The sequence below is a fragment of the Pedobacter sp. 10L46_2 genome, assembly GCF_056395165.1.
Genome location: NZ_JBFTIZ010000301.1, coordinates 1 through 8982 on the forward strand (window position 1 = coordinate 1; position 8982 = coordinate 8982).

Annotated in this window: 9 protein-coding genes and 1 pseudogene; 6 read left to right on the forward strand and 4 right to left on the reverse strand. The window is 38.2% G+C overall.

Going from position 1 to position 8982, the window contains the following annotated elements:
- From AC1DDX_RS23030 to AC1DDX_RS23055, 6 genes are all read left to right on the forward strand, one after another.
- A partial coding sequence (locus AC1DDX_RS23030; protein ID WP_477622661.1) for a DNA polymerase/3'-5' exonuclease PolX occupies window positions 1-1455 on the forward strand: 1455 nt, incomplete at its 5' end.
- A gap of 44 nt (window positions 1456-1499) precedes the next feature.
- Window positions 1500-2480, forward strand: a complete 981-nt coding sequence (gene rfaE1 / locus AC1DDX_RS23035) for a D-glycero-beta-D-manno-heptose-7-phosphate kinase (protein ID WP_337715318.1) — start codon at window positions 1500-1502, stop codon at window positions 2478-2480.
- 5 nt (window positions 2481-2485) lie between these two features.
- Window positions 2486-3040, forward strand: a complete 555-nt coding sequence (locus AC1DDX_RS23040; protein WP_337715320.1) for a D-sedoheptulose 7-phosphate isomerase — start codon at window positions 2486-2488, stop codon at window positions 3038-3040.
- Window positions 3041-3042: 2 nt separating this feature from the next.
- Window positions 3043-3543, forward strand: coding sequence for a D-glycero-beta-D-manno-heptose 1-phosphate adenylyltransferase (gene rfaE2, locus AC1DDX_RS23045; RefSeq protein WP_172660611.1), 501 nt, complete (start codon window positions 3043-3045; stop codon window positions 3541-3543).
- Window positions 3544-3555: 12 nt separating this feature from the next.
- Window positions 3556-4536, forward strand: a complete 981-nt coding sequence (locus tag AC1DDX_RS23050; RefSeq protein ID WP_246269520.1) for a glycosyltransferase family 9 protein — start codon at window positions 3556-3558, stop codon at window positions 4534-4536.
- Window positions 4537-4546: 10 nt separating this feature from the next.
- Window positions 4547-5047 (forward strand): SixA phosphatase family protein, encoded by a 501-nt coding sequence (locus AC1DDX_RS23055; RefSeq protein WP_172660612.1) that lies wholly within the window; start codon window positions 4547-4549, stop codon window positions 5045-5047.
- Here AC1DDX_RS23055 and AC1DDX_RS23060 read toward each other — a convergent pair.
- The 4 genes and pseudogenes from AC1DDX_RS23060 to AC1DDX_RS23075 all read right to left on the reverse strand — a co-directional run.
- Complete coding sequence (locus AC1DDX_RS23060) at window positions 5044-5787, reverse strand: AMP nucleosidase (RefSeq protein ID WP_477622662.1); 744 nt, start codon at window positions 5785-5787, stop codon at window positions 5044-5046. The two genes, AC1DDX_RS23055 and AC1DDX_RS23060, sit on opposite strands and share 4 nt — an antisense overlap.
- 207 nt (window positions 5788-5994) lie before the next feature.
- Window positions 5995-7236: an ATP-dependent Clp protease ATP-binding subunit ClpX gene (gene clpX / locus AC1DDX_RS23065; RefSeq protein ID WP_172660614.1), complete on the reverse strand. Its 1242-nt coding sequence runs from the start codon at window positions 7234-7236 to the stop codon at window positions 5995-5997.
- A 2-nt stretch (window positions 7237-7238) separates the two neighbouring features.
- Window positions 7239-7939: pseudogene (locus AC1DDX_RS23070) on the reverse strand (ATP-dependent Clp protease proteolytic subunit).
- A 217-nt stretch (window positions 7940-8156) separates the two neighbouring features.
- On the reverse strand, window positions 8157-8982 hold an 826-nt coding region (locus AC1DDX_RS23075), incomplete at its 5' end, for a trigger factor (protein ID WP_477622663.1).

The window sequence follows — 8982 nt, forward strand, 5'->3', positions numbered from 1 at the left end:
CTTCAGACCATCCTGACCGAAACACCCGAAGGAATTGTAGAAATGCTGGGCATTAAAGGTATTGGCCCTAAAAAAATATCAGTTATCTGGAAAGATCTCGCTATCGAAAACATTGGCGAACTTTATTACGCCTGCAATGAAAACAGACTTATTGAAGCAAAAGGCTTTGGTCTGAAAACACAGGAAGAGATCAAGAAAGTTATTGAATTTCAGATGGCAGCACATGGCAAATTCCTGTATGCCCAGGCAGAAGGATTTGTTAACACACTATTTGGAGACCTTGCCATATGGCTTAGGGGCATCAGCGGAGAGCCGCTTTTAGGTGTTGCCGGAGCATACCGCCGCTGTCTGGAAATTATCGAAGAAATAGAACTCGTAATTGGTGCCGAGCGCATCGAAGAAGTAGTTACAAGAATATCAGAATTTGAGCCTTTACAATTTGAAGCGCAGGGCGATGATGCACTTATAGCACACAGTCCTACAGGTCTTAAAATCAAACTTTATGTGGTAGCCAAACACGATTTCTACCTCAATTGGTTTAAATTAACCGGCAATGAAAAACATGTTACCGATGTTTTAACTTTAGCAGGCAATGGCCCCTTTAATGATGAGCAATCTATTTATCAAAAAGCCGGATTAGCATTTGTTGAACCGGAGCTTAGAGAGGGATTAAATGAAATAGAATTGGCAAAGGCAAACAAACTGCCTCAGTTAATTACCTACAATGACCTAAAAGGAAGTTTACATAACCACTCTACCTGGAGTGATGGCGTGCATACCCTGGAACAGATGGCGCTTTATTGTAAAGACAACCTGCAATTAGAATACCTGGGAATTTGCGATCATTCAAAATCCGCATTTTATGCCAATGGCCTAAACGAACAACGCGTTTACGCACAGCATCAGGAAATTGAAGCATTAAATGCTAAACTTGCTCCATTTAAAATATTTAAAGGAATAGAAAGCGACATCCTTTTTGATGGTTCATTGGATTACAGCGACGACATCCTTAAAACGTTTGATTTTGTAGTTGCATCTGTACACAGCATCCTGCGTATGGACGAAGAAAAAGCTACTTCAAGATTAATAAAAGCGATAGAAAACCCATATACTACCATACTAGGACACCCTACCGGCAGATTACTGCTTAGCAGAAAAGGTTACCCAATAGATTATGCCAAAGTAATTGATGCCTGTGCTGCAAATAATGTAGTTATAGAAATCAATGCCAACCCTTTGCGCTTAGATCTGGATTGGCGCTGGCATCGCTATGCGCTTGAAAAAGGCGTTATTTTATCTATAAATCCGGATGCCCACAGAACAGAAGGCTTCCATGATATGAAGTATGGCGTGTTAGTGGGCAGAAAAGGAGGCCTGGAGGCCAAACAATGCTTAAATAGTTATTCTGTAAATGAAATAGCAGATCATTTTAAAAACAGGTTCAACAATATTTAATCATTATAAAAGCCATTATGCTTACCTTTGACCTATAATAGAGCATGCTAAAAGAAAAACTACATAATGCACATCACAATAATCCCGCTCCGGATATATTAGTTATAGGCGATCTCATGTTAGATCACTACATCTTCGGGTCGGCCACCAGATTATCACCAGAAGCACCAGTACCAATCCTAAATGCACATAGAGAATCAAAAATTATTGGTGGTGCGGCAAACGTAGCCAGCAACCTGATTGATCTTGGGGCTAAAGTTCATCTTGCCGGAATTGTTGGTAATGATCTGTTTGCGGCCGACGTAATAGAGATATTAACAACAAAAGGCATAGATAATCGATTGATTTTAAAAGATGACAGCAGAGTAACTACCGTAAAAACCCGGGTTATTGCCGGAAATCATCAAATTGTTAGAATAGACAAAGAGGATATCCACAACATCTCTGCTGAACTGGAAGAATCTTTTTTTGCTTTCATTGCCCCCTATATAGAAAAAGCAGATATTGTAGTCCTTTCAGATTACAATAAAGGATTACTTACTCCAACCCTATCCTTAAAAGTCATTGGTTACTGCCAATCGCTTGGTAAAAAAACCCTTGTAGATCCAAAAGGAATGGATTATAGTAAATATGAAGGTGCTTTTCTTATTAAACCGAACAAGAAGGAACTGGCAGAAGCTGCCAAAGCAGAAAAAATCAATTCTGATGAGGATTTAATTAAAGCTGCTCACGTTATTCTGGACTCCACCAAGGCAACCTATCTGATTGTAACACTTTCAGAAGCAGGAATTGCTATTATTACTAAAGAAGATTATAAAATCATACCTGTTGCCGCTACCGAAGTTTACGATGTAACCGGCGCCGGAGATACCGTAATAGCCACTTTAGCGTATTGCCTATCACTAGACTTTAGTGTTGAAGAAGCGGCAACTATCTCTAATTACGCGGCATCAATTGTGATTAAACATATTGGCAGTGCAACTACCAGCATTGAAGAAATCATTGCATCTTTAAAAACCAATTAACATTCATGGTATTAGACGAATTAAATCATCATAAGGCAACCATTGAGAAAGTCATTTCGAACCTTGTACCTCAAATAGAGAGCAGCTGTAAACTAATTACAGATACCTTGCTTTCGGGTGCTAAAGTACTGTTGGCCGGAAATGGGGGAAGCGCTGCCGATGCACAGCATATTGCCGCAGAACTTACCGGTAGGTTTGTTAAAGAGCGCAAGGCACTACCTGCAATTGCACTTACGGTTGATACTTCGGCACTAACCGCAATAAGCAATGATTATGGTTACCATAGCGTATTCGAGCGTCAGTTGCACGCGCTAGCCAATCCTTCAGATCTATTTATTGCGATATCTACAAGCGGCAACAGCGCAAACATTATAAACGCCTTAAAAGCAGCAAAAGAAATTGGTTGTAAAACACTAGGTCTCTCTGGCAGAGACGGTGGCCAGATGAATAAACTTTGCGATATAAATATTGTAATCCCTGAAGACAATACTGCCAGAATACAAGAAATGCACATCCTGATTGGGCACATTCTTTGCACCGCAGTAGATCAATCATATTAATTATGGCAAAAGATTCAAAACAGACTCTTGTACAAAAAATAGTATCCAGAGATACGCTAATTGATAAGGCCCGTAAGTGGAAGGCTGAAGGTAAAAAGATAGTATTTACAAATGGCTGTTTTGACATCATACACCCTGGCCATATCGCCTACCTTGGCGAAGCTGCAGATCTGGGAGACATACTTGTTGTTGGTTTAAATACCGACAATTCTGTATGCCAACTTAAAGGCGAGAACAGGCCAATAAATAATGAGTTTAGTCGCACACAACTTATTGCATCTATGTTTTTTGTTGATGCTGTTGTCCTTTTTAGTGAAGATACTCCCCTTGATTTAATCAACGCAGTTCAACCTGATGTATTGGTTAAAGGTGGAGATTACAACCTCGATAATATTGTGGGCGCAAAAGAAACAATTGCCAATGGAGGTGAGGTTAAAGTACTTAACTTCTTGCCGGGTTATTCATCAACAAGTATTATAGAAAAAATAAAAGGTTCACAATAAGAAATTATTGATTTGAAAACACCTAAAAAGATTATTGTAATAAGGTTTAGTTCCATGGGGGATATCATTTACACAACCCCGGTAGTGAGATGCCTCAAAGAACAATTACCTGATTGCGAAATACATTTCCTTACCAAACCCGCATTCAAATACATTTACCAGAATAACCCCTATTTAACTAAACTTCATACGCTTAAACCAAGGTTATCTGATACCATTAAGGATATTAAAGCTGAGAATTTTGACCTGATTATAGACCTGCACAATAACCTGCGTACTTCTATTATCAAATTCAAAACCGGACTACCCTCTTCTACTTATAAAAAAGATAGAATAAGTAAATGGCTGGCATTAAAATTCAAATGGAATAAACTCATTTCTGGAAAACATCTGGTAGACAGATATCTTGAAACCGTGAAGTTTCTTGGTGTAAAAAATGATGACAAGCCTATTGATTATTATATCTCTAAAGAATATCATTTATCAGAATTTTTACCTCCATCTCATCAGCAAAAGTTCGTTGCCTTTGTTATTGGAGCCACTCATTTTACCAAAAGGCTGCCTAATGATAAGATCATAGAAATATGTAATAAAATAGATCTTCCTGTTGTTTTATTGGGGGGGAATGATGTAAAAGAGAATGCCGATATAATTAAGGAAGCTACTGGCGATAATGTATTCAGTACCTGTGGGATTACAAACCTGGATCAATCTGTTTTTCTGATCTCTAAAGCCCATAAGGTAATTGGATTTGATACCGGACTGACGCATATTTCAGAAGCTTTTGACAAGCCATTAGCGTCTGTATGGGGCGGCACCACACCTGATTTGCTAGGGGTACATCCTTATAAAATATCACAATCATTAATTGTTGGAGAAGACCTGGCGTGTAGACCGTGTTCAAAGTTTGGTTTAGAGAGATGTCCCTTAGGACATTTTAAATGTATGAAAAACATTCATACCGATAAGATTGTTAGTTTTATAAACTCATAAGAACGCTTATATGAAGCAATTGCTATTAGTAAGACACGGTAAATCAGATTGGGCCAATTCCCATCTTTCAGATTTCGACAGGCCATTAAATCCAAGGGGACACAGAAATGCACCAGAAATGGCGTCAAGGATACTTCAAAAAAACCTTGTTCCGCAATTATTGGTAAGCAGCCCTGCTTTAAGAGCAATTACTACCGCCAAACATTTTTCGCAAGTATGGCACAAATCTCCTGATCAGATCAAAGAAGAAACTGCTATTTATGAAGCTGATGTGAACACCCTTTTAAAGGTTGTAAACAAGCTGAATAATAAATATGACAGAGTAGCCATATTTGGGCACAACCCGGGATTTACAGATTTTGCAAACTACTTAAGTGATGCAAGTATCTATAATATCCCTACCTGTGGAATTGTTATGATAGAATTTCCTACAGATGACTGGGCTGAAGTTAGCCACTTTGGCGGAACGCTGATTGAATTCGATTCCCCCAAAAGTACTGATGGTGACTAAAAATGAAGGTGCTTAACTGTAAGTCCGTTATTAATTAGTTGCATTAACGAATCTACCCCTATTCTTAAATGAGTTTCCACATAATTAGTGGTTACACTATCTACTGCCATTGCACGTAAGCCTTTCAGGTATTTCTTAAAGTTCTTGTCGTGCTCCCAAACCCTGCGGTTGGTGGTATAGCAAGTTCCTGTCCAATAATCTCTCGAGTGATCTCTTATTGTTGTTGATATCGCTTTCTGCAAAGCGAAGGCAGGTAATGCCGGTACTTCTGCAGGCAGGTAATCATTTGATGTCCCCTCGCCTCTTATCGCTGCTATAGGCAAAATCAAATCGCCCAATTGGTTTTTCTTCTTTAACCCTCCGCATTTGCCTAAAAACAAAACTGCTTTAGGAGAAATTGCGGTTAGCAGATCCATCATAGTAGCCGCCATCGGGCTTCCCATACCAAAATTGATAATGGTAATTCCATTTGCAGTTACGCTTTGCATCGGCTTATCTAATCCTAAAATAGGTGCATTGCCGTTCCACTCAGAGAACATTTGCACATATTTACTAAAATTTGTTAGCAAGATGTATTGTCCAAATTCTTCTAATGGTCTGCCGGTATATCTTGGCAACCAGTTCTTAACAATCTCTGATTTAGATTTTAAACCACCTTTTACAGGAGATTCAATTTCTTTAGTTCTTTTTGCTTTCGCTACTGCTTTTTCATCTTTTTTTACGTCTTTTTCTTCGTTCATATATTTATCCTTTCTTTATTATTCTTTTTTTGAGGTGTATGCTAAACTTCTGTTATCCAATTAAGTATGAGCCCGTCATCCTAAATCTTGTAGTCTTCGGCTACTTCTTCGTCATCTCGACGATAGGAGAGATGACGGCTTGGCGTGCCTACAACCTTAACCAATATATTAAAAAAAAATCCCCGGTAAAACCGGGGATTTAAATTTCTAAGCAGCTTTTAACTTTTTAAAGTCGGCCTTCTCAAATTTCTCCACGGCATAGTCGAGTGAAATACTCAATTCCTGGACACTCGCGTCCGATGGTATTTCAAACATCGCATCAAGCATAATCGCTTCGCAAATAGAGCGTAAGCCCCTTGCACCAAGTTTATATTCCATTGCCTTATCAACAATGAAATCTAAAACCTCATCTTCAAATACAAGCTTTACATTCTCATATTCGAATAGTTTCACATACTGACGCAACAATGAGTTCTTAGGCTCAGTAAGAATGTTGCGTAAAGCCTGCTTATCTAATGGGTTAAGGTGCGTTAAAACCGGCACACGACCAATAAGCTCTGGTATTAATCCAAATGATTTTAAATCCTGAGGAGTGATATACTTGTACAGGTTTTTAAGATCCAACTCTTCGTCGTCCTTTTTAACTTTGTAACCTACAGCCTGTGTACGCAATCTGTTCGCTATTTTACGTTCAATACCATCAAATGCACCCCCGCAAATAAACAAGATGTTATTCGTGTTCACAGGGATCATCTTCTGATCAGGGTGCTTACGACCACCCTGAGGCGGAACGTTTACTACAGTACCTTCTAAGATCTTCAACAAGGCCTGTTGTACACCTTCTCCCGATACATCTCTGGTGATTGAAGGGTTATCACTTTTACGTGCCACCTTGTCAACCTCATCGATATAAACGATACCACGTTCTGCCGAAGCCACATCATAATCAGCCGCCTGCAATAAACGTGTTAATATGCTTTCAACATCCTCTCCTACATAACCTGCTTCGGTAAGCACCGTTGCATCGCATATACAAAAAGGCACATGCAATATCTTTGCAATGGTTTTAGCCAGTAAAGTTTTACCTGTTCCTGTTTCGCCTACCAGCATGATGTTGGATTTTTCAATCTCAATCTCGTCAGCTTTATCAATCTTCTGACTCAACCTTTTATAGTGGTTATACACTGCCACAGAAAGTACTTTTTTAGCATCATCCTGACCAATAACATACTGATCAATATGCGCTTTAATTTCCTGTGGTTTTAACAAGGTGATCGAAGGATCTAAAGCTTTACCTTTTTTGCTGCCCAGCTCCTGTACCAGAAGCTGATTCGCCTGAGCAACACATTTATCACAAATGTATGCATCAAGCCCTTCGATAAGCATTAAAGTATCCTGCTTACCTGAGCCACAAAAAGAGCAACGCGATTCTTTATTTTGTTTAGCCATTTTTAATCTTTCTTACTACTGGCAACCAGTACTTCATCAATCATTCCAAAACCTTTCGCCTCCTCAGCTTTCATCCAGTAATCACGGTCTGAAGCTTTTTCTACCCACTCATAAGATTGTCCGGAATGATTAGAAATGATATCGTACAATTCCTTTTTTAATTTTAGCATCTCCCTAAGGTTGATCTCCATATCTGAAGCCACACCCTGAGCACCACCAGAAGGTTGGTGAATCATTACACGTGAGTGAGGTAATGCAGCACGTTTTCCTTTAGCTCCTGCTACCAATAAAACCGCTCCCATTGAAGCCGCCATACCGGTACAAATTGTAGCCACATCAGGAGTGATGTACTGCATGGTGTCGTGTCGTATATACCTAAACCGGCATAAACTGAACCACCTGGTGAATTGATATAAATTTGAATGTCTCTATTGTTATCTGTCGACTGTAAAAACAACAATTGAGCTTGTATAATGTTTGCATTTCCGTCATAAATAGCATCACCTAAAAAGATAATCCTATCCATCATCAAACGAGAGAAAACGTCCATTTGCGCTACATTAAGCTGGCGTTCTTCAATGATATAAGGTGTCATGCTTTTTGGAGAGTTGTTTGTTGCTCCAATAAAACGATCAACATTTAAACCGTTTATACGGTGATGTTTAACTGCATATTTTCTAAACTCGTCTTTATCTATTTTCATAAGTTCCTATTTTTCTTTTATCTGTTATGAAGCTTCCTCAGGAGGTTTCAGAAGTTCCTATTTTCTAATATTTGTCACCAAAGTAGCTAAACTAAATTGGTAATTTATTGTGGCATTGTAAAATTTGAATATCTTTTATATAAATAAGGCGGCCTTAATAAAGCCGCCTTATTCTTAAAACTATAAAATTAATTGTGTTTGCTGTTACCAGCCTTTCTTATTTTAATTCTATAAATTTATTATAAGCTATTTCTTTTTGGTCTAAAGTAGCAACTGATTGAATGTGTTCGAAAACTTTAATCGCTTTTACTTCATCAAAAATACGGTTAGCGTTGTCTTTCTCTTTAAGGAAAGTAGCAGTGTACTGAGCCAATTGATCTTCCGGCATCGGAGCTGGACTGTACATTCTAAATTGTGCGTCTAAACGTTGTTTTGCTGTTTGGAAAACATCTTCGTATTTAATCTCGATGTTATTGTCTTTCATCAATTTGTTTTCGATTAAAGTCCATTTCAAGTTTTTAGCGAAATCATCATAACCTTCAGCTAATTCTTCGTCAGTTAGTTTTTCGTTAGTAGCTTTTAACCATTTACGTAAAAACTCATCTGGCAAATCAATTTTAACACTGTCAGTAAGTTTAGTATACATATCGTTTTGTAATTTACGATCTGCATCTTGCTTAAACATGCTTTCGATTTCTTCTGTAATTCTGGCAGTAAAACCAGCCTCATCAGTTACTTCACCTGCACCAAATAATTTATCAAAGAACTCTTGATTTAAATCAGCTTCCTCTAAACGGTTTACATTTTTAACCGTTGCCTGGAATTTTGATTGTAGGTCTTTGGCATCTTCTTCGCTGATGTTTAATAATTTGGCTATTATAACCTCATTTTTATCAAAAGCTTTTTGAACGTCAAGCGTAACTACATCATCCTTTTTTAAACCAATTAAAGATTTTAAAATCTTTTTATCAGTAACCTGATCTAAACGAATAGACCCTGTTTGTGTAATGCCACCTTCAAAAACTGAACCATCGGCAGAAAGT

Excerpts from the sequence above, each read along its gene's own strand:
- AC1DDX_RS23040 (WP_337715320.1), top strand. The coding sequence starts at position 2,486 with ATGGTATTAGACGAATTAAATCATCATAAGGCAACCATTGAGAAAGTC.
- AC1DDX_RS23055 (WP_172660612.1), top strand. The coding sequence starts at position 4,547 with ATGAAGCAATTGCTATTAGTAAGACACGGTAAATCAGATTGGGCCAAT.
- AC1DDX_RS23060 (WP_477622662.1), bottom strand. The coding sequence starts at position 5,787 with ATGAACGAAGAAAAAGACGTAAAAAAAGATGAAAAAGCAGTAGCGAAA.
- rfaE2 (WP_172660611.1), top strand. The coding sequence starts at position 3,043 with ATGGCAAAAGATTCAAAACAGACTCTTGTACAAAAAATAGTATCCAGA.
- clpX (WP_172660614.1), bottom strand. The coding sequence starts at position 7,236 with ATGGCTAAACAAAATAAAGAATCGCGTTGCTCTTTTTGTGGCTCAGGT.
- rfaE1 (WP_337715318.1), top strand. The coding sequence starts at position 1,500 with ATGCTAAAAGAAAAACTACATAATGCACATCACAATAATCCCGCTCCG.